The organism is Amycolatopsis sp. cmx-4-61 (assembly GCF_046548775.1).
Lineage (GTDB): Bacteria > Actinomycetota > Actinomycetes > Mycobacteriales > Pseudonocardiaceae > Amycolatopsis.
The window spans coordinates 246,451-266,734 of sequence record NZ_JAEBEI010000015.1 but is presented as its reverse complement, the minus strand read 5'-3'; the positions used below and the strand labels follow the sequence as shown (position 1 = coordinate 266,734).

Below are 20,284 nucleotides of genomic sequence, written 5' to 3'. Positions count from 1 at the left end.
GGCTCCGGCCGGCCCGGTGAACGCATCGGCGGCCGCAACGCCCGATCCGCCGCCCACTGCCGCCGCGCACCCACCGGCGCCTCCGGCAACTGCTTCCTACCGTGCCCCATCCCACACCTCCATGATCAAGGTGTTGCGACGACCAGTTGAATCCGCCATGTTCCAGCAGGTCAGAATGGTGGAGTACAGCGTGACGCCGTGCTCACGCGCCACCGCCTTCAGTCGCGCGGTGAGGCCGGGGCCGAGCGAGACGGGCACCCGCGCACCCCGGTGGTCCTGCCGGGCCGGGCGTGGCCGGTCGGTGGGCAGCTCCAGCACCGGCGGCACGCCGTCGAGCCGCTCCCGCCAGTAGGCCTCGTGCGGCGCCGGGCCGTCGCCGGCCAGCCAGTCCTGCTGCGCCAGTGCGTGTTCGCGGTAGGGCCGGGCGGGCGGCAGCTCCGGGTCGGTCCCGTTCGCTTCGGCGGCGTAGAGGGTGCCGAGCTCGCGCAGCAGCAGGGTGCGTGACCAGCCGTCGAAGACGAGGTGGTGCACGGTGATCAGCAGGACGTGGTCCTCGGCCGGGAACTGTCGGTGGTCCCCGGTAGCGTGGCGATCGGGGGGCGGCGCCCCGGCCACCAGCCGCGCCCGCGCCAGCGGCGCCCGCGTCAGGTCGAACGCCTCGGCCGGGTCGGTCCGCCGCAGTTCGGCCGCTTCGTCCGGTCCGGAAACCTCGGTGACGACGCAGGGGAACCCGTGCCCGGCGGGTTCGACGAGCTGCACCGGCTGCCCGTCTTCGACGACGATCCGGGTCCGCAGGGCCTCGTGGCGGTCGGCGAGGGCGTCGAAGGCCCGTTGCAGCGCCTCGCGGTCCAGCGGTCCCCGCAGGGCGAAGGCCATGGTCTCGTTGTAGGCCGGACCGGCCCCGGGCAGCTGGGAGACGGCCCAAAGGCGCTGTTGACCGGACGACAGCGGGGCGGACACTCGCATTGCGGGACGGCCTTTCCGGGCGGGGCGGGCGAACCGGTACTGCTTTGTGCCGTCGCAGCCGAGTCGGGGAAACGCTCTCTGTCTGTCGCGCCAGTTAACACCACACCATCGGGTAATGACGAGGGGCGACGGAAGTTTGCCCGGAAGTCCCCGGCCACTGCCCCGGTTCTTCCGGCACGCCGAATCCCCGGCGGGGACACCGGGGCTCCGGTCAGGGCGTGCCGGACGAGGCGTTCGGCGTGGACCCGCTCGTCACCGCCCTGCGCGGGGCAGGACGAGCAGCGTGATCGAATTCGCCGGGTACGTCGTGGTGACGCGCCCGCGCTGCACGGCCAGATCCGCGCCGCGCACGATCGAGGTGAGCGCGGCGGGGCCGTAGGTGAACCGCTGCGCCGTGCCGGTGCCGAAGCCGGCGATCGAGAGCGGCGAGGCGAGGTCGGTGCCCGTCTTGTTGACCACCATGAGGGTCACGGCACCGTCGCAGCGGCGCTGGGCGCCGTAGATCGCGAGCTGTCCCTGGTCGGTGCTGGTGGCCGACACGCTCACGTCGCCGAACTTGCCGCCGGTGCCGTCGTAGTTGCGGTACATCCGGAACGCGAAGGCGGCCGGGTCCGTGGGCTTGGGTTCGCCCCAGATGGTGGCGAGGTCGAGGCCTTCGCGGCCGAAGATGCCCAGGACGTCGGCTTCGGCCAGTGCGCCGTTGATGTCGTCCAGTGCGCCCCAGTTGTACTCGGTGACGGCGGTCTTGGTGCCGGGGTAGTACTGCGAGACCCACTGCTTCATCGTGCGGATGAACTGCAGCGGGGGAGCGTTGACCCCGCTCGGGCCGATCCAGGATTCCTCGACGTAGGACGGGTCCCACAGCGAGCGCGTCGACCGCAGCCGCCACGCGTTCGCCTCCGGGGTCCGGTCGCCGCTGATCTGGGGGTAGTAGTGCTGGTCGAAGTAGTCGAGGAGCCGCTTGCCGGCCGCGCCGCTCGCGTCCTTCATGTTCTTGAGGAACCACTGGGACAGGTTGAGCCCGCCGTGGGCGGCGGCGTCCGCGCCCGGCGCGCACCCGTCCGGCCCGGAGGCGACCCATTCGCAGTAGCCCCAGCCGGACGGGCCGAGGACCGCCGCGCGCGGATCGGCGGCTTTGACGGCCGCCGCGGTCGCCGTGCTCTTGGTGCCCAGCTCGTCGTCGGTCACCGGCTGCGGGTGCACGTCGCGGTGGGTGGAGCTCCACAGCACCGGCTCGTTGTCGAGTTCGTAGATCGGCACGCCGCCGCGGGCGGCCGGGCCGAACTGGTTCACCAGGTGCGACACCTCCGCGCCCGCGAACGACGCGTCCGCCGGGATCGAGGTGTCGGTGGGTTCGGCGCCGGTGAGGTTCGCGTTGTCCAGCCGTCCGTTGCCGCAGTTGGCGTCCCACTGGTCGAACGCGTCCTGGGCGGGGAAGCGGGTGGCGGGGAAGCCGCAGGCGTGCGGCGACGACGGCGAGTCCTTGGCCACCCAGCCGGACATCGGCAGGGTGACCACCTGCTTGATCCCGCGGTCCCGGTTGCGCTGGACGTACGCTTCCAGGGTGTTGTCCGGCCCGGCGACGATGTTTTCGAAGTACCAGTCGCTGCCGGTGTTGTAGGTGTGGTTGGTGAAGTTGTAGCGGCTGCTGGCGTTGCCGCCCCAGCGGGAGACGGGCGTACCGAGCTCGGCGACGAGCGCGGGGTCGCCGCCGTTCATCCCGTAGATGTCGGGACTGATGGAATGCCGGGCCGCGAAGAGGTCCACGGACAGGCCGACGCTGGCCGCGGAAACCGGGGGCGCCGCAACGACCTGCGCGGTCAGCAGCGCGGCCAGGAGACCCGCGCTCGCCGGTCCCGGCCTGAGGTGACGTCGTCGCTGGGCACCCATCGGAACTCCTGCCGTCGGCTTCTGGGAGCGCTCCCAAACGTTACCCGGCGTGGGCTGTCCGTCAATCGGGCGATCGGCGGTGCCGTGGTGCTCCACCCCGGCTCCCGGGGTGGCGTGTCGGCGCTCCGGCCGCGTTACTCCTGTTCCGCGGTCGCGGACAGGAAGGCCGCGAGGTCGTCGGTGAACCGCAGAAGCAGGTCGTAGAAGGTCCGGCGATCCGCGGGGGACCAGTTCGCCAGCGCGTCGCCGAACCAGCCGAGCAACGTGGTGACGTACCGGTCGGCGATCTCGGTGCCGTCCGGGGTCAGCTCGACCAGCCGGGCGCGCCGGTCGTCCGGGTCGGGCAGGCCGTGCACGAGCCGCCGTCGTTCCAGCACGTGCAGGTGCCGCGTGACGTGCGGGCCGGCGACCTGCATCCGGTCCGCGATTTCGCCGACGCGCATCGCTTTCCCGGCCGTGTACAGGGCGATGATGATCGACAGCCCGGGCCGGTCGAGGTCGGCCCCGATCCGCTTCATCGCCCGCTCGGCGAGGCCGCTGCGGTTCATCAGGGTGCCCAGCTGCAGGATCCGGGGCAGCACGGCACGCAGGTCGGACCCGTCGCCGGTGTCTGTGTCGCCCATCACACCTCTTAGATAGCTAACTTAGGTATATAGTTGGCCGGGTCGGGGTTGGCCACGGGGATTGTCGCACCCGGCTATTGGATACCTAACTTAGCTATTGGAGGGGTCGTGAAGAAGGTTCTCATCTCGGGCGCCAGCATCGCCGGTCCGGCACTGGCGTACTGGCTGCACCATTCCGGGTTCGCGGTCACCGTCGTCGAAAAGGCGCCCGGACTGCGGATCGGCGGTTATCCCATCGACATCCGCGGCACGGCCCTGGACGCCGTCGAACGGATGGGCATCCTGCCTCGCCTGCGTGAGCTGCACATCTCCACGCGACGGCTGACGTTCCTCGACGCCGACGGCGGCGAAGTGGCGTCCCTGGTCCCGGACGCGATCGTCGGCGGTGCCGACGGCGAAGACCTCGAGATCCGCCGCGGCGACCTGATCCGGACGCTGTACGACCTGGTGCGCGACGACGTCGAGGTCCGGTTCGGCGACACGGTCGAAACCCTGGCCGACCACGCCGGCGGTGTCGACGTCACCTTTCGCAGCGGCCGCCGGGAGACCTACGACCTGGTGATCGGCGCCGACGGCCTGCACTCCCGGACCCGGGAGCTCGTCTTCGGTGACGAGGCACCGTTCCACCACTACCTCGGCTACAGCTTCGCGGGGTTCACCCTGCCGAACGACTTCGGGCTCGTGCGCGAGGGACTGGCGTGGAGCACGCCCGGCAAGGGCGCGGCGCTGTACGCGGTCCTCGACAGCGAGCAGGTCCACGGTTTCCTGGTCTTCGCCCGGCCGGAGCCACCGCTCGAGGCGTTCCGGAACCCCGAGGCGCAGCGCGACCTGATCGCCCGCACCTTCGACGGCGAGGGCTGGGAGATCCCGCGCATGGTGGCGGCGATGCGCGCGGCCGACGACCTCTTTTTCGACGTCATCAGCCAGATCCGCATGCCGCGCTGGTCGGCGGGCCGCGTCGTCCTGGCCGGCGACGCCGCCCACGCGCCCTCGTTCCTGACCGGCCAGGGCACCAGCCTCGCCCTGGCGGGCGCGTACGTGCTCGGCCACGCGCTGGCCACGATCCCGGACCACGCGGCGGCTTTCACGGCGTACGAGCACCGCCTGCGGGGCTTCGCCGAAGCCAACCAGGGCCTGGTCAACGAAGGCCAGGCGACGCTGTTCCCGGCCACGGCGGAAGCGCTCGAACGCCGCAACGCCGCGCTGCGGCAGCTCGAGACGGCCCCGCCGCGCACGCCGCGGCCCGAGCACTCCGCGCTGACGCTGCCGGACTTCCCCGTGCCGGCGCGGTGAGGCGGGTCCGTCCTGTCCGCGGAGAGGACCCGCCGCCCGCCGGGACGGGTCAGCTGCCCGGGTGGGTGAGCACCGGGAAGTACCGGTCGTGGACGCACAGCCCCGTCGACGCGTACATCAACAACGAATAGCCGATGCACTGGGTCGCCGGGCCGGTTTCCACCTGGGCCGACGCCTGGGCCGGGGCCTGGGCTGTGGTGCCGACGAGGACTCCGGTCGTCAACGCCAACGCACCCAGCGCGGTGATGATCCGTCGCATGGTGATCCTCCTGTGTCGTGAAGCCGGTTGCCGATGGCGGGAGGCTGCCCCGAATTCGGCCGGTCGAACGGCTTCGTCCTCGATGGCACCGGTCCGGGTGACCCCCACCGGTACCTCAGCGGCCACAACTCGAGGGGACCGGAGACCGGGAAACCACCAGTAGGCTGACGCGGGTGAGCACCCCGGAGCGGTCGGTGGGACGCCACCGCGCAACCCACGAGGAGGGGAATGAGCCCGGCACGGGAAACCATCGGGATCGGCATGGTGGGGCACGCCTTCATGGGGGCGGTGCACTCGCACGCCTGGCGCAGCGTGCACCGGTTCTTCGACCCGCCGCTGGTGCCGCGGCTCGCGGTGCTCGGCGGCCGCGACGAGCAGCGGGCCAGGGCGGCCGCCGAGCGGTTCGGCTGGGACGCCGTCGAGACGGACTGGCGGAAGCTGGTCGCCCGGGACGACGTGGGCCTGGTCGACGTCTGCACGCCGGGGGACAGCCACGCCGAGATCGCGATCGCCGCGCTCGAGGCCGGCAAGCACGTGCTCTGCGAAAAGCCGCTGGCCAACTCGGTCGAGGAAGCCGAAGCAATGGCCGAGGCGGCGCGGCGGGCCCGCGAGCGCGGGGTGCGGGCCATGGTCGCGTTCAACTACCGCCGGGTGCCCGCGCTCGCCCACGCCCGGAACCTGGTGGCGAGCGGGGCGCTCGGCGAGGTCCGGCACGTGCGGTCGGTGTACCTGCAGGACTGGCTGTCGGACGCGCGAGCGCCGATGACCTGGCGGCTGCGGCGCGAAAGCGCGGGTTCGGGTGCGCTGGGCGACCTCGGGGCGCACATCGTGGACGCGGCCCAGTTCGTCACCGGTGAGCTGATCACCGGCGTCTCGGCGCTGACGAACACCTTCGTCAAGCACCGGCCGGCCGAGTCCGGCGGGACGGACGAGGTGACGGTCGACGACACGGCGTTGTTCCTCGCCCGGCTGTCCGGGGGAGCGGTGGCGACCTTCGAGGCGACCCGGTTCGCGCTCGGCCGCAAGAACGCGATGCGGCTGGAGATCAACGGCTCGAAGGCCAGTCTGGCGTTCGACTTCGAGGCGATGAACGAACTCCAGTGGTACGAGGGCGCCGGGACCGAGGCCGGGTTCCGGCGGATCCTGGTCACCGAGCCGCAGCACCCGTACGTCGGCGCGTGGTGGCCGCCGGGGCACCTGCTCGGCTACGAGCACACGTTCACCCACGAGGTCGCCGACCTGCTCGGCGCCATCGGCGCGGGCACCGACCCCGAGCCGGGTTTCGACGACGGGCTGCGGGTCCAGCGGGTGCTGGCCGCGGTCGAGAAGAGCGCCGCCGCGGAAGCGCGCTGGACACCGGTGGAGGAGAAATGAGTCGTCCGGTCACGTTGTTCACCGGCCAATGGGCCGATCTGCCGTTCACCGAGGTCTGCGAACTGGCCGCGAAGTGGGGGTACGACGGGCTGGAGATCGCCTGTTCCGGTGACCACTTCGAGGTCGACCGGGCACTGTCCGAAGAGGACTACGTGCCGGGACGGCTGCGGCTGCTCGCCGAGCACGGCCTGAAGGTGTGGGCGATCTCGAACCACCTCGTCGGGCAGGCCGTCTGCGACGACCCGATCGACCACCGGCACCGGGCGATCCTGCCCTCCCGGATCTGGGGCGACGGCGAACCCGAGGGCGTCCGGCAGCGGGCGGCGGCGGAGATGGCCGACACCGCGCGCGCGGCGGCGAAGCTCGGCGTGGACACCGTCATCGGCTTCACCGGCTCGAAGATCTGGAAGTACGTGGCGATGTTCCCGCCGGTGTCGCGCGAGGAAATCGACGACGGTTACGCGGACTTCGCCCGTCGCTGGCACCCCATCCTCGACGTCTTCGACGAGGTGGGCGTCCGGTTCGCGCACGAGGTCCACCCGTCGGAGATCGCCTACGACCACTGGACGACCAAGCGCGCGCTGGAAGCCGTCGGGCACCGGCCGGCGTTCGGGCTGAACTGGGACCCGTCGCACTTCGTGTGGCAGGACCTCGACCCGGTCGGGTTCATCCTCGACTTCGCCGACCGCATCTACCACGTCGACTGCAAGGACACCCGCAAGCGCTTCGACGGCCGCAACGGACGGCTCGGTTCGCACCTGGCGTGGGCGGATCCGCGGCGCGGCTGGGACTTCGTCTCCGTCGGCCACGGCGACGTCCCGTGGGAGGACTGCTTCCGGGCCCTCAACTCGATCGGTTACGCCGGCCCGATCTCGGTGGAGTGGGAAGACGCCGGCATGGACCGGCTCCGTGGCGCGGCGGAGGCGGTGAAGTACCTGCGCGAGCACCTGTTCGACCGCCCGACGGCGGCTTTCGACGCGGCGTTCCGCAACCGGGACTGAGCGCGCTGGCGGGGGCGTCGGCCGTGGCCCGCTGACGAACCGCGCCGCGCAACGGCGGCGGTCCGAACTGGACTGATGGGGAGTCGTCCGAGGCGGGGCGTGCCGGCGCCCGTGCCCGCCGGGGGTTCAGACCTCCGAAGCCGATGAGTGCTCCGCGGCGAACCGGGCCAGTTCGGCGCGGTCGCGGACCGAAGTCTTCATCAGCAGGGCCGCCACGTGCTTCTCCACCGTGCGCGGGGAGATGTGCAGGCGCGCCGCCAGTGCCTTGTTGCTGAGCCGGAACGCCAGCAGCTCGAACACCTCGTACTCGCGCAGGGTCACGCCGATCGCGCGCAGGCTTTCGGGCACCCGCTCGGTCCCGGTGCGGCGCTGCTGCACCGAAGCCCCGGCCCGGCGCAGCAGCGCCCGGCACGCGCTGGCCACCGGGATCACGTCCGCGCCGTGGAAGTGGCTTTCGGCTTCGCGCAGCCATTCCGCCGGCTCGCCCCAGCCGTGGTCGACGGCGGGCTCGGCGGCCAGGCGCAGGCCCAGCGGGCGCGCGACGCCGAACGGGGCGGCCGCCTGGGCCGCCCGCCGCATCGCCGTGGCGGCCGCATCGGGCGCGTTGTCGCGGCCGTGCAGCACCGCTTCGGCCAGCAGCACGAACTGGCGGTTCCAGCGCATCCCGCCGACGGCTCCGGCGGCGATGCGCCGGTGGTCGTCCCAGGTCGCGTCGCCGGCGATGACGTCGAGCAGCAGCTTCAGGCCGTGGGTGCCGGCGAGGTGGAACGTGCTCTGCTGGCGCGCCTGGTCGGCGGCCAGGGTGTCCAGCTCGGCGCGCGCGGTGTCGCGATCTTCCTCCAGCAGCGAGCAGAAGACCTGGGCCAGGCCGCGGGCGAGCGGGGCCTCCGGGCCCGCGTCACCGCCGCTGCGGCGGAAGTCGCCGAGCGCGGTCTCCATCGCCCGCCGGTCGCCGCGGTGTCCCGCCAGCACGGCCTGCGCCATCTGCACGTACCGGGTGACGGCGTACAGCTTGATCCGCGACGCCTCGGCGTAGCAGGCGCCGAGCCGCTGTTCGGCCTCGGCGAACCGGCCGCACAGCACGGAATGCAGGCCCAGCACGGCGTCCGCGTTGTAGGCCAGGCTGATCCCGCCGGTGCGCAACGCCTCGGCGCGCGCGGTTTCCAGCCCGGACGGGTCGGCCTCCGCCAGCCAGGCGTTGCCGCCCAGCCCGACCAGCGCGTAGTTGCGCCAGTTCGTCAGCCCGTGCTCGGCGGCCTTGTCGAGCATCCGCCGGAAGCACTCGTCGGACTCCGCCATCTCGCGCTCGCGCACGACGAACCCGACCGCGTAGAGCGCCTGGCACGCCGTCGACGGCGAGCCGATCCGCTCCGCCCCGGCGACCGCGCGGCGGCCCAGTTCTTCGCTGCGGCGCACCCGGTCGGGCGCCGGACCGGACATCGACAGGTACGCGTCCACGGCGTCCACCGCCACGGACTCCTCGTCCAGCCCCGTCTCCGGCAGCAGCGCCCGGGCCGCGGCGACCTGCTCGAAACCCTCGGCCCAGCGGCCGGCGACCTGCGCCGCCCAGGCCAGGCGGACGTGGACGCGGATCTGGCGCGCGGAGTCGCGGCCGTCGGCCGGGCGCAGCGAGCGCGCGACCTTCACCGCGCGGTCGAACTGCCCGGCCTCCGCCAGCGCGAACAGCAGCAGCTCCAGCAGGTCCCGGTACCGGCCGGACTGCTCCGTGCCGCGGCCGGCGTCGTCGCCGAGCAGGTTGACGGCGTGCTCGAGCACGGCCACGGCCGATCCCGGCGCGCCTTCGCCCAGCGCGCGCTGGGCGGCCTCGCGGTACAGGTCGGCGGCGGCCCAGCGGTCGCCCGCCCCCAGCCGCAGCGACGCCGCCAGGCTGCACAGCTCGCCCGGCAGATCGGGGTGCAGCTCCACGACGGCGTCGGCCGCCTTCGCCGACAGGGTCACGCGCTCGGCCGGGTTGAGCAGGGTCAGCAGCGCCTCGGCGGTGAGCGGGTGCCGGAAGGCGTACCAGTCTTCGCCGCGCTCGTCGGCGGTGAGCAGCTGGGCGGCGACGGCGGACTGCAGGTGGCCGAAGAGGCTGTGGTCGTCGAGCTCGCTCACCCGCTGCACCACCGACAGCGGGAACCGGCGGCCGAGCACCGCGGCGATGGCCAGCAGCTGCTTGCCGCGTTCGCCGAGGCGGTCGGCGCGGCGGGTGATGATCGTGACGAGGGTGGCGGGGACGGCGCCGCGGCCGTGGCCGGTGAACCGCCAGCCCGCCGCGCCGTTCACCAGCTCACCCGACGCCACCATGCTGTGCAGCAGTTCCTCGACGACCAGGGGGTTGCCCGCGCTGTCGGCGAACAGGCGCTCGGCCACTTCGGACGGCACCTGGTCCGGCTCCGCGCCGAGCGACGACGCCACGACGTCCCGCACCTCGTCGGGTCCGAGGCTGTCCAGCGGCATGAGGAAGCCCTCGCCGCGCCGGGCGACGGCGTGGGCCGTCTCCAGCGCGGGGGAGGGTTCGGCGCGCAGCGTGGCCAGCACGACCACCGGCTGCGTGCGGACGTTGGCGGCCAGGTACTCCACCACGGCCAGGGTTTCCACGTCGGCGTCCTGCAGGTCGTCGACGACGAAGAGGCAGCCGCGGCCCGCCCCGGCCAGCCCGGTGAGCCGCAGCGTCGCCTCGGCGAGCACCACCAGCGACGAGTCGCCCGCGGTGTCCGCGCCGGTGGCCCAGTCGGGGATCAGCCTGCCCAGCACCGACCGGTACGGCCCGAGCTGTTCGACCAGCTCGCGGCCGCCGGTGCGGGCCAGGGACAGCAGTGCTTCGGTGAGCGCCCGGAACGGCACGGCGGGCCCGGTGGTGCTGCCGCGGCCGCGCAGCACCACCAGTCCCGCGTCCAGGGCGTGGCCGACCGCTTCGGCGGCGAGCCGGGTTTTGCCGATGCCGGGTTCCCCCGTGACGAAGACGGCCGATCCCGAAGAGCGGCGAGCGTCGTGCAACACCCGCTCGATCTCTTCGATCTCCGTTCCTCGGCCGACGAGAGCGGGGGCACGGGTGCGCATGCGCCAACCTTAGAGACCGCAGTCACGAATTCGGTGGTCTTCCGGTGGAGATTCCACTGTTCGGACGGAAAACTTGGGGTTGTTGTCACGCTTTGTGCCGTGCCGAGCACGTCACGCGTGCGTGTGGTTGCTCACCACGGTGCTGATGTCCATGGTGACGACCGCGGCACTGGCCACGCCGAGGGTGAGCCCGGCGAGAATCCCCGCGCGGACACCGATCTTGGTGCCGGCACCAGGGGTGGCTTCGCCCAGCGGGCTGTCCGCCTCCGCGCCGGCGGCGGTCTCGTCGAATTCGCCGGCGTTGGTGTCGTTGCGCATGTTCACTCCCGTGATGAGGTGTGTTCGGCGGTTATTTCCCCGTGCGATCCGCAGGCTCCAGCAAGAGAACCGACGGAACCTGTTCGGCAAAACCGACCCGCAACAACCCGAAACCGATACCCCCGGTTCCGGTCAGCAAGCCGGGACTCGCTACTCCGTGCGGCGTACCGCACTGGAGCCCGTGCCCTTCCACTGCGCCCACGAGGCGCGATGCCGCCCTCCGCAACGCGGAGACCGACGGTTCGTGACCCTGCCCGGCCAGCACCACGAGGGCTTCCAAGGTGCCCAGCTCGCCGTGGCAGAGGGATTGGTCGGTCGACGGCGGCCGGGCGGCCACCGCGGCCGAGAACGCGTCCGCCGTCCGGACGGCGGTGCCGGGCCGCGGCCCGGCCTGCCCCGGCGCGGCGGCCGCGGCGAGGACCCGGCCGGCCAGGCCCGAGCACCAGCCCAGGTCGCCGGCCACCGGCTCGGCCGTCCGGCCGCCCCGGCCGAGGGCCCAGTCGACGCCGGCCGCGCCCCAGAGGAAGCCGGGGTCGGCGGGCCGCGGGGCACCGGCCAGGCGCCGGGTGAGCGTGGCGGCCAGCGCGGCCGCTTCGGGCAGCCCGCTTTCGGCGTGCACGGCGTGCATCGCCGCGAGCGCGCCCGCGGTGCCTTCGCCGACGCCCACGGGCGCGGCCGCGTCGGCGGCGGCGGTCGCGGAGATCGCGGCCGGCAGGCAGGCGGCGAGGGCGCTGTCCCCGAGGAGGTTGGCCAGCCGGGCCAGTGCGTAACAGATCCCGCCGAGGCCGAAGAACCCCCCGGAACCGACTTCGCGGGCCAGTTCCGGGTGTTCGGCGAGGACCTCGACGAGCACCGGCAGCGTGCGCACGGCCTTCGCGGCCAGCTCGGAATACCGGGAGGTGCCGGTCAATTCGCCCAGCTGGGCCAGGAACAGCGCCGTGCCGCAGTAGCCCTCGGCGAGCCCGGCACCCATCGGCAGCACGAGCCAGTGCCGTCCGTCGAGCAGTTCCAGGCCGACCCAGTTGGCCCGCCCGGCGTCGTGGGCGGCGCGGGCGACGAGGTCGTCGCCGATCGCCGAGGCCAGCGCGAGCAGGTGCTGGCTGTCGGGCACGACGGCGGCGACCGCGCCGGGCAGCGGGGACCCCGCGCCGTGGCGGACCTCGGGGCGGCGGGTGGCCAGCGTGGCCTCCACGAACCACTCCTGCTCGCGCAGGTCCTCGTCGCACAGCTGGGCGATCTTCGCGCGGGCCTGGTCGAGCCCGCTCGCGGCCAGCAGGCCGTGCAGCACCACACCGGTGCCGGCGGTGACGTCGACCGAGCCCGCCGCGGCGGTGAACACCGGGACGTCCCCGTCGCACAGCTCGGTGACCTCGTGCGGCGCGAGCGCGGGCAGGTGGGCCTTCGCGTGGTCCTCGGCGAGCGAGGCGAACGCTCCGGGCCGGGCGGCCCCGGCGGCGAGGTGCGCGGGGTGCGTCGACTCGGCCAGCATGGTCGCGTAGACCTGCGTCGGCCGCAGCACCAGGCGGATCTCCTCGCCGGCGAACGCCGCCAGCGCACCACCGAGCAGCTCGGCGCGGCGGTCGACCAGTGACTCGTAGGCGGCGCGGAAGCCGCTCAGCAGGCTCTGGCGGTACATCCCGGCGTCGACCTCGGCCCCGGCGAGCACCGGACGGTTCGTGCCGCCGGCGTAGGGAAGCGGCCCGCGGGCCAGGCGCATGTCGTCGGTTCCGGCGCCGGTCCAGTGCGGCACCTGCCCGGGGCTCTGCTCGCCGTTGCCGCCGCCGAACGCCGAGACGTCGAGGGCGCCGTGCTCGCCGAGCATCAGCGTGGGCAGCAGGGCGGTGCGGGCCACCGAGCGGTGCAGCGCGGCGGCGGCGGGGTCGGGGCCGTTGCGGGTCAGCGCGGTGAACGCGGGGTGGAACAGCGTTTCGACGTCCACCAGCATCGGCTGGTCACCGCAGGCGATCAGGTTTTCGCAGTGCATGTCGGTGGCGTCGAGCGCGTAGAGCAGGGCCAGCAGCGCGCCTTGACGGCGGTAGAAGAGCTCGACGCCGGCCTGGTCGGCGCACGGCCGCGCGGGCACGTACTCGGCCCAGCCGTAGCCGTCGCGGGCGAGCACGCCCACCGGGCGCGGCGCGAGCCCGGGCCGTTCCTCGGCGAACCAGCGCAGCAGGTCGCCCCACCGGGCGAGCAGGCCGAGCGGGCGCGGCTTGTAGACGAGCTGCCGTCCGTCGGCGAAGCCGAGCACGGCGACCGCGCGGCCGCCGGAGTGCACGTCCCCGGCGCCCAGGGTGAGGTCGGTGAGCTCGGCGGCGCTGCCCGCCAGCAGGCCGGCGCGCAGGGCGCCCCGGTCGGCGGCGAACCGCGTGAGCAGCTCGGCGACGGCGTCGGCGGTGCGCAGGCAGGTCCGGGCGAGCAGCCGGGCCAGCACGGGGTGGCGGCCCAGGACGCCGGTGAGGTACCCGCGGCCGCCGAGGAGGCGCAGGAAGTCGACGAAGCGGTCGCGCCCGGTGGCCCCGCGCAGCAGGCCGGCCTTCTTCGCCGAGTGCAGTTCGAGCACGAAGGTCCGGGCGGCGAGCGCCGTGAGCTGCCCGCAGAGCCAGGTTTCGACACCGGGCCACACGCGCTCGGCGGCGGGGGTTCGCTGCAGCAGCAGCTCCCGGGTGGCGGCGGCGAACGGCAGCACCGCGTGGCGGAAGACGCGGTCGCCGTCGGCGTCGACGGGAGCGGGCCAGTCACCGTCGGCGGGCAGCGAGGCCAGCACCTCGTCCGCGAGCACCGCCCAGGCGGGCCGGTCGCCACCGGCCTCGCCGGGAAGGCGAGCGGCGGTCCACCAGGCCGGTGCCTCGTGGGGGGCCTGCTCGGGACGCTCGACTGTCTGGCTCACGCCGAAAAGATTCGCACTGCGGGAGATGCGCGTACATGGGTACTCGCTACCCAGATTGGCGGCCCCTTGCTCCGGGTAGGGGAAGGGGATCGCTCAGTTCCGCGGTGGGTGCGGTGGCGGGCGCGGGGGGTTCTGGCAGGTCAGGGGGTTGGCTCGGGGGTTCGGGCGGGGTGGCTGCGTAGCCGGTGGGAGCGGGTTTTGGGGGTTCGGGTGGCTGGGTGGGTACGCCCGGCGGGGTGAGTGCGGGCCGGGATCGCCGGGTGCCTCGTTCGTGCGGCAAGTCCGGTTGCGCCCGATCGGCGCGCGGTCACGGCGTCCCCGCGGCCGCCCGGGTACCGAGCCCGGCCGGCGTGCGCCGGCGCACCGTCGCCACCGGCACGGTCGTGGCCAGCGCCGCCACGTGGCCGTCCGGCGCCGCCAGCGGCCGGAGGTGCACCGGGTCGCGCGGCCAGCCCGGTACGTCCGAGAGGGCCAGCGACCCCCGCACGTCCACCCGGGCCGGGGCCGCGGCCAGGCCCAGTCCCGCCAGCTTCATCGCCGCCTCCTTGCGCGTCCAGGCCGTCAGCAGGCGACCGGCCCGCTCCGCCGGGGCCGCCGAAAACTCCCGGTGCTCGGCCGCCGACAGCACCACCCCCGCCAGCCCGGCGGGGTCGGCCGCCGCGGCCGGGTCCTCGATGTCGGCGCCGATCCGGCCCCGCTCCGCCGTCGTGAGCAGCAGCCACCGCCCGGTGTGCGACACCGAGAACGCGGGGGCTCCCGTCAGCCGCGGCCGGCCGTGGCCGGGGTCGCCGCAGTGCTCGCACGACCGGTCGACCGCCACCTCCGCCGGTGGGACGCCGACCGCGGCCGCGCCCCAGAGGCGTTGCAGCGCACGGGAAGTCACGAACACGTCCCCGGCCGGCGTCGCCGCCAGCCGGGCGGCGCGGGCGCGTTCCGCTTCCGAGAGCAACCCGAGCCACGACGGCCGCGGGCGGATCGGCACGAGCCAGACGTCGACGATCATGGCGCCTGCGGCAGCAGCAGGGCCGCCCGCGGCGCGGGCAGCTCGTCCGACGGCGAGCCCAGCTCCGCCAGCAGGTGCGCGACCGCCGCGGCGAGCTGGTCGTCCTCGCCCGGCAACAGCCGGTCCGGGGCGGGCACGACCGCCAGATCGGGCTCCACGCCGTGGTTCTCCAGCGAGGCACCCACGTCGCCGAACCGGTAGCGGAACTCCGGCTGAGTGGTGACCGTGCCGTCCACCAGCCGGTGCCGCGGCCAGGTCGCGATCACCCCGCCCCAGCTGCGCCTGCCGATCAGCGGGCCCAGCCCGAGCGCGCGGAACACGTGGGCGAAGATCTCGCCGTCGGAGCCGGTGTGCTCGTTCAGCAGCGTCGCCATCGGGCCGCGCGGCGACTCCGTCGGGTACGGCGCCGTCCCGCTCCACCGGCCGTGCTCGGTGCCGGTGCGGCGCCGGGCGAGCCGGTCGAGCAGCAGCGGTGACACGTGCCCGCCGGTGTTGAACCGGACGTCCACGATCAGGCCGTCGCGGTCCAGTTCGGTGAGGAACCCGCGGACGAAGTCGGCGTAGCCGCTGCGCGTCATGTCGGGTACGTGCAGGTAGCCCAGCCGTTCGCCCGACACCGCCCGCACGTACGCGCGGTTGCCCTCGGCCCAGTCCAGGTACCGCGCCCGTGCCTCGCTCGCGCACGCCCGCACCACCACACGGTGCTCGGCGCCGCCGCGCCGCACGGTCAGCTCGACCTCGCGGTCGGCCTGGCCGACCAGGAGCTCGCCGGGACCCGGCGGCCCGACCCGGCGGCCGTTGACCGCGACCACGGCGTCGCCCGCGCGGATGTCCGCGCCGAGCCGGGCGCACGGCGAGCCGGCCTTCGGGTTCCACGGGTCGCCCCGCAGGATCCGCGCGATCCGCCACTGCGAGCCGTCGCCGGCGGTGTCCCAGTCGACGCCGAGGAAGCCCTGCGCCTCGTCCGGTCCGGCGCGGTACTCGCCGCCGCGCTCGAACGCGTGCGAGGTGCCGAGCTCGCCGTGCAGCTCCCAGATCAGGTCCGACAGCTCGGCGCGGCACGACACCAGCTCCGCCAGCGGCGCGTACCGGTCGTAGACGGCGTCCCAGTCGAGGCCGGACATCCGCGCGTCCCAGTAGCCTTCGCGCTGCAGCCGCCACGCCTCGCGGAACATCTGCCGCCACTCGGCGGACGGGTCGAACGGGACCTTGACGCGCCCGAGGTCGACCCAGCCGGTGGCCGGGCCCGGCTCCTCGCCGTCGGGCGGGTCGCCGGCGGCATCGGCGCGCAGCACCCGCAGCCGGCTGTCGGTGCGGTGCAGCACGACGTCGCCGCGCACGTCCAGCTCGTCGACCGCGCCGAGGCAGCCGGCGGTGACCCGGCCGGTGCCGAGGTCCACCAGCGACACCGTGCCCTCGCCGCCGGAGTCCGGGTGTGCCGGGTCGGGCGCGGCGAGCGGCACCGACAGCAGCAGCACCCGGCCGGGCAGCGGGGCGATGTCGCTGTAGCGGCCTTCGGGCACGGGGAACGCCGCCACCCGCCGGGAAATCCCGTCCAGGTCGACCGCCACCCGGCCGTCGCCGCGCGCGGCGGGCCGCGCCTGCCCGGGCACGGCGGCCCGTGGCTCGAACGGCGACTCCTCGTCCGCCCGCAGCGTGATCAGGTACGGCCGCGAGCCGAACGGGAACCCGACGTCGAACTGCACCTGGTCCAGCTCGGGCGTGAGGTCGCGCTGGCCGAGGAAGTACAGGTACCGCCCGGAGGGGTCGAACGCCGGGCGCGCGTCCCGCACCACCGGCTCGGTCACCCGGTGGGTCCGCCCGGTCGTGGTGTCGGCGAGCTTGATCGACGACGTGCGCGGCGACTCCGGGAACGTGTAGGCCAGCCAGCGGCCGTCGGGCGACCAAGCGAGATCCTCGATGCGCTCGTGCCGGCTCGCGTCGAGCAGCCGGGGCCGGGGCAGCACGTCGGCGGTGTCCACGAGCCACACGCGCTGGCGGCTGGTCGCGAAGGCGACGAGCCCGGACGCCGGGGAGGCGGTCAGCTCGGTGATGTGCCCGACGCCGCCCGCGACGAGCACCGGGGCGTCCTCGCCGCCCTCGGCGTCCATCAGCACGATCCGCTCGTCCGGGCTCTCGTCGGCGGCGACGGCGACGAGCTGCCGCCCGCCGGCCAGCCAGCGCAGCAGGCGGTAGCGCACGCCGTCGGCGCTGCCGTGGCCGCGGACCGGCCCGGACCAGTGCGCGAAGGTGAACGCCTTGCCGCGGGCGGTCACCGCGAGCCGGGTGCCGTCGGGGGACAGCCGTGCGCCGTCGAGGTACTCACCCGCCGGGGCGAAGCGGCGGCCGCGCTGCGGGGCCGCGCCGCCCAGGTCGACCTCCACCGGCCGCGCGCCGCGCGTGTCGAGCAGGTGCAGCCGGGCGCCCGCGGCGTAGACCAGCCGGGTGCCGTCGGTGCTGAGCCCGCGCGCGTAGTGGTCGTGGTGGTCGGTGTGGCAGCGCAGGTCGGTGCCGTCGGGCAGGCACGAATAGACGTTGCCGATGCCCTCGTGGTCGCTGATGAAGTGGACGCGGCCGCCGGCCCAGCAGGGGTCGGCGACGTTCCCCGGCAGCGCCACCAGCCGCGTGAACGGCCCGGCTTCCTGCTCGGCGAACCACAGTTCGCCGGTGCCGCCGCCGCGGTAGCGCTTCCACCGCGCGGGATCCGCGGTGTTGCGGCCGACCACAACCCCGCCGACGCCGCCGAAGGCGATCGTGTCGGCCGGGCCGAGCCGCAGCGGCCGCGCGGGACCGCCGGACGGGGGCACGGAGAACAGGCGCGCGCCGAAGCCGGCCGGCTGTTCGGCGTCGGTCGCGTAGAGGACCTCGCCGGTGTGCGGGTGCCAGCCGACGGTGACGCAGCGGCCGGCCTGGAAGGTCAGCCGCCGGGGCGGGCCGCCCTGGGCGGGCATGACGTACACCTCGGCCGGGCCGTCGTAGGTGCCGACGAAGGCGATCTCCGTGCCGTCCGGGGAGATCCGCGGCCGCCGGGCCTCGCCCGGGCCCGCGGTCAGGCGGTGCGCCCGGCCGCCGGCGGCGGGCACCGACCACAGATCGTCCTCGCAGGCGAAGTACAGGGTGCCGCCGGAGACCGCGGGGGTCCGCAGGTACCCGGCCCGCCCGGTCACGACCGGGCCTCGATGCGCGCGCGGATCCGCTCGGCCAGCGCCCGGCGGCGTTCCTCCGCGGACGCCTCGTGCTGCTGGATGTCCTCGTCGGACAAGGTCCAGTAGCACGCCGTCCGCCATTCCCCGACGGTGTAGGAGTCCCGCTCGCACCGGACCTGGTGCTGGGCTTCGAGCGCCTCGGCGGACAGGAACATGGTGTTGTGCGTGAGGACCTGGTTGATGATGACGCGCATGTTCAGCTCGTCGCGCAGGTGCTTGTGCACCGCGTAGACGGCGAACGCGCCGAGCCCGCGGTCGCGCGGGAGCACGCCGAAGGACAGCTCGCAGCACTGCGCGCGCCAGTCGATCGAGGTGATCCACGCGAACCCCATCACGCGGTCGTGCGGGCCGCAGACGGTGAAGATCCGCTTGGTGCGCTGTTCCTCGGTGATGGTGCGCAGCTGGCGGGCCTGCAGGCCGTCGTCGTCCGAGCCGACGGCGAAGTCGGTGAGGTTCGCCGTGAACCGGGCCTCGCGCAGCAGTTCCGTGCGCAGCGGGACGTCGTCTTCGGTGAAGTGCCGGACGGTCACGATCGGCATGGCTCCTCCTTCACCAGGACCAGCACGTCGTGGAACGCGTGGCCGGCGTAGTGGTGACCGGGCAGCACGCCGCTGCGGGCGAACCCGGCCCCGAGGAAGGCGGCGGCACCGCTCTCGGGGACCAGCGCGACGAACGACGTCCGCCGCTGGTAGGTGGTGAGGTGCCCGAGCAGCGCGCGCACCGGCTCGGGACCGGCGGACGTGCTGGAGACGTACGCCTGGCGCGGCTGCGCCCCGTTCGGCACGCAGCCGACCAGCGCGCCGCCCGCGGCGTACACCTGGGCCTCGCGGCGGGTGAGCTCGCGCACGAGCAGGGCGTCGTTCTGGGTCACCGGGTCGATGCCGAGGAACCCGCGCGCGGCGGTCCCCGCGCGCCGCAGCCCCCGGACGGCCTCGGCGGGCGAGAGCGGCCTCAGTTCAGTCATGGCGGGTCGTCCCCCAGATCTCCCGTGCGGCGGGTGCGCCGTCGAACCAGGTGGCGGCCGGGACGACCGCTTCGCGCCGGAACCCGGCGGCGGCCAGCGCGCCCGAGCCGGGCGCCGCGGCCGGGGTGACCCAGCCGTGTAGGCGCCGCAGGTTCAGGCCGGTGAAGCCGTGCGCCACGACCGCTTCGAGCAGGGCGTCCACCTCGGACAATCCACTGTGGACGCCGATCTCGACGCGGGCCCGCCGGTGCACCCAATCGATCCCGGTGTAGCGGACGAAGGCGCCGTCGGCGACGCACAGTTCTTCGTCGGGCCCGGCGGGCGGCGGGACCTGCGTCGGTTCGGCCAGCACCGGCCACTCCTCGATCGGCAGGCCCAGCAGCTCGCCGGCGAGCCACGGGCCGGTCAGCAGCTCGCGGTCGGTGCCGCGGTATCCGCGCAGTTTCATGACTCCGCCCAGACCTGGGAGAAGAAGACCGTGCCGCGGCGACGGCCTTCGTGGGTGGTCACGCCGGCGAGCGTGCCCTCTTCGGTGAGCCCGGCGGACCGCGCGAAGGCCAGGCCCGCCGGGTCGAACTCGGGGAACCGGACCGACAGCCGCACCACCTCGCGGCGCCACCGCAGGGCCCGCACGATCTCGCGGTAGGCGGCGTGCCACCAGTGCGTGGGGAGGTCGGAGCGCAGGCGCAGGTCCAGGACGTAGTGGCAGCCGTGCTCGCTGCCTTCGTGCTCGAGCGCGTAGAGGCCGACGGGCTCACCGTCGGCGCAGAGCACGCGCGTGTCGTCGCCGAGGAGCCGGTCGATCTCCGCTTCCGGCCGCGTGTCGGGCCGGTCGGTGCGGAAGAAGAAGCCGGGGTCGGCGAACAGCGCGAGCACGGCGGACCGGTCGGCCGCCGCGCAGGCGCGGGCCGACCAGCGCGGCAGCACGGAGTCCACCGGCGCGGCAACGGCCGGCGCGGCGGGCGCGATCGAGGTCATGGCCCCTCCCGGGCTGGTGGAACGCGGTATTGGTCACTTCACGGGAAAGTGCTGCCCCTCGGGCGCCGCGGAGGGCACTTTCACTGAAAGTGACCGCTCGTCGGGGGCGGCGGTGCCGCGGGAGCGGCACCGGCCGGCGGGGTGCCGGCGGCGGTGCCGCGCCCGTGGTGGCCGCGAGACCGGCACTTCCCGGTGGGGAAGCGCCGGGTCCGGCGGGATGGCGGCGCAGCGAGCGACGCCATCCCGCCGTCGCGTCACGCCTCCTTGGAAGCGACCTTCGAGGCCTCCTTGGACGCCTCCTTGGAGGCCTCCTTGCTGGCGACCTTGCTGGCGACCTTCGAAGCGACCTTGCTGGCGACCTTGCTGGCGACCTTCGAAGCTTCCTTCGACATGGAGCTACCTCATTCCTTTGGTGGGATTCCCCGCGGATCCGGTCCGCAATTCCTGCGTTCCGAGCGG

At 74.1% G+C, this 20,284-nt stretch carries 17 protein-coding genes; 3 read left to right on the top strand and 14 right to left on the bottom strand.

What is annotated here, in order from left to right:
* Nucleotides 1-96 precede the first annotated feature (96 nt).
* From ACLJOU_RS33940 to ACLJOU_RS33930, 3 genes are all read right to left on the bottom strand, one after another.
* A complete protein-coding gene (locus ACLJOU_RS33940; protein ID WP_410573333.1) occupies nucleotides 97-966 on the bottom strand; it encodes a condensation domain-containing protein in 870 nt (289 codons plus the stop codon).
* 252 nt (nucleotides 967-1,218) lie between these two features.
* On the bottom strand, nucleotides 1,219-2,856 hold the full coding sequence (locus ACLJOU_RS33935; protein WP_410573332.1) for a glycoside hydrolase family 44 protein: 1,638 nt from the start codon (nucleotides 2,854-2,856) through the stop codon (nucleotides 1,219-1,221).
* A 134-nt stretch (nucleotides 2,857-2,990) separates the two neighbouring features.
* Entirely contained in the window at nucleotides 2,991-3,479 is a 489-nt protein-coding gene (locus ACLJOU_RS33930) for a MarR family winged helix-turn-helix transcriptional regulator (RefSeq protein ID WP_410573331.1), read from the bottom strand.
* Nucleotides 3,480-3,587: 108 nt separating this feature from the next.
* Between ACLJOU_RS33930 and ACLJOU_RS33925 the strand changes: the two genes are divergently transcribed.
* Nucleotides 3,588-4,772: an FAD-dependent monooxygenase gene (locus tag ACLJOU_RS33925; protein ID WP_410573330.1), complete on the top strand. Its 1,185-nt coding sequence runs from the start codon at nucleotides 3,588-3,590 to the stop codon at nucleotides 4,770-4,772.
* A 49-nt stretch (nucleotides 4,773-4,821) separates the two neighbouring features.
* Here ACLJOU_RS33925 and ACLJOU_RS33920 read toward each other — a convergent pair whose 3' ends face one another.
* On the bottom strand, nucleotides 4,822-5,031 hold the full coding sequence (locus tag ACLJOU_RS33920) for a hypothetical protein (protein WP_410573329.1): 210 nt from the start codon (nucleotides 5,029-5,031) through the stop codon (nucleotides 4,822-4,824).
* 228 nt (nucleotides 5,032-5,259) lie between these two features.
* Here ACLJOU_RS33920 and ACLJOU_RS33915 point away from each other — a divergent pair, with 228 nt between their 5' ends.
* The gene (locus ACLJOU_RS33915) at nucleotides 5,260-6,405 is read left to right on the top strand and encodes a Gfo/Idh/MocA family protein (RefSeq protein WP_410573328.1); all 1,146 of its coding nucleotides are present in this window, start codon (nucleotides 5,260-5,262) and stop codon (nucleotides 6,403-6,405) included.
* Nucleotides 6,402-7,406, top strand: coding sequence for a sugar phosphate isomerase/epimerase family protein (locus ACLJOU_RS33910; protein ID WP_410573327.1), 1,005 nt, complete (start codon nucleotides 6,402-6,404; stop codon nucleotides 7,404-7,406). The genes ACLJOU_RS33915 and ACLJOU_RS33910 overlap by 4 nt, the downstream gene beginning before the upstream one ends.
* Before the next feature lie 126 nt (nucleotides 7,407-7,532).
* Here the strand turns inward: ACLJOU_RS33910 and ACLJOU_RS33905 are convergent, their stop codons facing one another.
* The 10 genes from ACLJOU_RS33905 to ACLJOU_RS33860 all read right to left on the bottom strand — a co-directional run bounded on the left by ACLJOU_RS33905 (nucleotide 7,533) and on the right by ACLJOU_RS33860 (nucleotide 20,217).
* The gene (locus tag ACLJOU_RS33905) at nucleotides 7,533-10,469 is read right to left on the bottom strand and encodes an AAA family ATPase (RefSeq protein WP_410573326.1); all 2,937 of its coding nucleotides are present in this window, start codon (nucleotides 10,467-10,469) and stop codon (nucleotides 7,533-7,535) included.
* Between the two features lie 111 nt (nucleotides 10,470-10,580).
* Nucleotides 10,581-10,787, bottom strand: a complete 207-nt coding sequence (locus ACLJOU_RS33900) for a hypothetical protein (RefSeq protein WP_410573325.1) — start codon at nucleotides 10,785-10,787, stop codon at nucleotides 10,581-10,583.
* A 31-nt stretch (nucleotides 10,788-10,818) separates the two neighbouring features.
* Nucleotides 10,819-13,674, bottom strand: coding sequence for a type 2 lanthipeptide synthetase LanM family protein (locus ACLJOU_RS33895; protein WP_410573324.1), 2,856 nt, complete (start codon nucleotides 13,672-13,674; stop codon nucleotides 10,819-10,821).
* A 307-nt stretch (nucleotides 13,675-13,981) separates the two neighbouring features.
* On the bottom strand, nucleotides 13,982-14,677 hold the full coding sequence (locus ACLJOU_RS33890) for a 4'-phosphopantetheinyl transferase family protein (RefSeq protein ID WP_410573323.1): 696 nt from the start codon (nucleotides 14,675-14,677) through the stop codon (nucleotides 13,982-13,984).
* Nucleotides 14,674-17,844 carry a S41 family peptidase gene (locus tag ACLJOU_RS33885; RefSeq protein WP_410573322.1) on the bottom strand — a complete coding sequence of 1,057 codons (3,171 nt, stop codon included), beginning with the start codon at nucleotides 17,842-17,844 and terminating at the stop codon, nucleotides 14,674-14,676. Before ACLJOU_RS33885 ends, ACLJOU_RS33890 begins: the two co-directional genes overlap by 4 nt.
* Complete coding sequence (locus tag ACLJOU_RS33880) at nucleotides 17,841-18,422, bottom strand: GNAT family N-acetyltransferase (protein ID WP_410573321.1); 582 nt, start codon at nucleotides 18,420-18,422, stop codon at nucleotides 17,841-17,843. Before ACLJOU_RS33880 ends, ACLJOU_RS33885 begins: the two co-directional genes overlap by 4 nt.
* Complete coding sequence (locus tag ACLJOU_RS33875; RefSeq protein ID WP_410573320.1) at nucleotides 18,410-18,847, bottom strand: hypothetical protein; 438 nt, start codon at nucleotides 18,845-18,847, stop codon at nucleotides 18,410-18,412. Before ACLJOU_RS33875 ends, ACLJOU_RS33880 begins: the two co-directional genes overlap by 13 nt.
* Entirely contained in the window at nucleotides 18,840-19,295 is a 456-nt protein-coding gene (locus ACLJOU_RS33870; RefSeq protein WP_410573319.1) for a GNAT family N-acetyltransferase, read from the bottom strand. Before ACLJOU_RS33870 ends, ACLJOU_RS33875 begins: the two co-directional genes overlap by 8 nt.
* Nucleotides 19,292-19,825 (bottom strand): hypothetical protein, encoded by a 534-nt coding sequence (locus ACLJOU_RS33865; protein WP_410573318.1) that lies wholly within the window; start codon nucleotides 19,823-19,825, stop codon nucleotides 19,292-19,294. The genes ACLJOU_RS33870 and ACLJOU_RS33865 overlap by 4 nt, the downstream gene beginning before the upstream one ends.
* Before the next feature lie 254 nt (nucleotides 19,826-20,079).
* A complete protein-coding gene (locus ACLJOU_RS33860) occupies nucleotides 20,080-20,217 on the bottom strand; it encodes a hypothetical protein (RefSeq protein WP_410573317.1) in 138 nt (45 codons plus the stop codon).
* Nucleotides 20,218-20,284: the final 67 nt, after the last annotated feature.

What these genes read in the sequence shown, in the direction of transcription:
- ACLJOU_RS33940 (WP_410573333.1), bottom strand. Translation starts at nt 966, where the DNA reads ATGCGAGTGTCCGCCCCGCTGTCGTCCGGTCAACAGCGCCTTTGGGCC.
- ACLJOU_RS33935 (WP_410573332.1), bottom strand. Translation starts at nt 2,856, where the DNA reads ATGGGTGCCCAGCGACGACGTCACCTCAGGCCGGGACCGGCGAGCGCG.
- ACLJOU_RS33930 (WP_410573331.1), bottom strand. Translation starts at nt 3,479, where the DNA reads ATGGGCGACACAGACACCGGCGACGGGTCCGACCTGCGTGCCGTGCTG.
- ACLJOU_RS33920 (WP_410573329.1), bottom strand. Translation starts at nt 5,031, where the DNA reads ATGCGACGGATCATCACCGCGCTGGGTGCGTTGGCGTTGACGACCGGA.
- ACLJOU_RS33915 (WP_410573328.1), top strand. Translation starts at nt 5,260, where the DNA reads ATGAGCCCGGCACGGGAAACCATCGGGATCGGCATGGTGGGGCACGCC.
- ACLJOU_RS33910 (WP_410573327.1), top strand. Translation starts at nt 6,402, where the DNA reads ATGAGTCGTCCGGTCACGTTGTTCACCGGCCAATGGGCCGATCTGCCG.
- ACLJOU_RS33905 (WP_410573326.1), bottom strand. Translation starts at nt 10,469, where the DNA reads ATGCGCACCCGTGCCCCCGCTCTCGTCGGCCGAGGAACGGAGATCGAA.
- ACLJOU_RS33900 (WP_410573325.1), bottom strand. Translation starts at nt 10,787, where the DNA reads ATGCGCAACGACACCAACGCCGGCGAATTCGACGAGACCGCCGCCGGC.
- ACLJOU_RS33890 (WP_410573323.1), bottom strand. Translation starts at nt 14,677, where the DNA reads ATGATCGTCGACGTCTGGCTCGTGCCGATCCGCCCGCGGCCGTCGTGG.
- ACLJOU_RS33880 (WP_410573321.1), bottom strand. Translation starts at nt 18,422, where the DNA reads ATGCCGATCGTGACCGTCCGGCACTTCACCGAAGACGACGTCCCGCTG.
- ACLJOU_RS33875 (WP_410573320.1), bottom strand. Translation starts at nt 18,847, where the DNA reads ATGACTGAACTGAGGCCGCTCTCGCCCGCCGAGGCCGTCCGGGGGCTG.
- ACLJOU_RS33870 (WP_410573319.1), bottom strand. Translation starts at nt 19,295, where the DNA reads ATGAAACTGCGCGGATACCGCGGCACCGACCGCGAGCTGCTGACCGGC.
- ACLJOU_RS33865 (WP_410573318.1), bottom strand. Translation starts at nt 19,825, where the DNA reads ATGACCTCGATCGCGCCCGCCGCGCCGGCCGTTGCCGCGCCGGTGGAC.
- ACLJOU_RS33860 (WP_410573317.1), bottom strand. Translation starts at nt 20,217, where the DNA reads ATGTCGAAGGAAGCTTCGAAGGTCGCCAGCAAGGTCGCCAGCAAGGTC.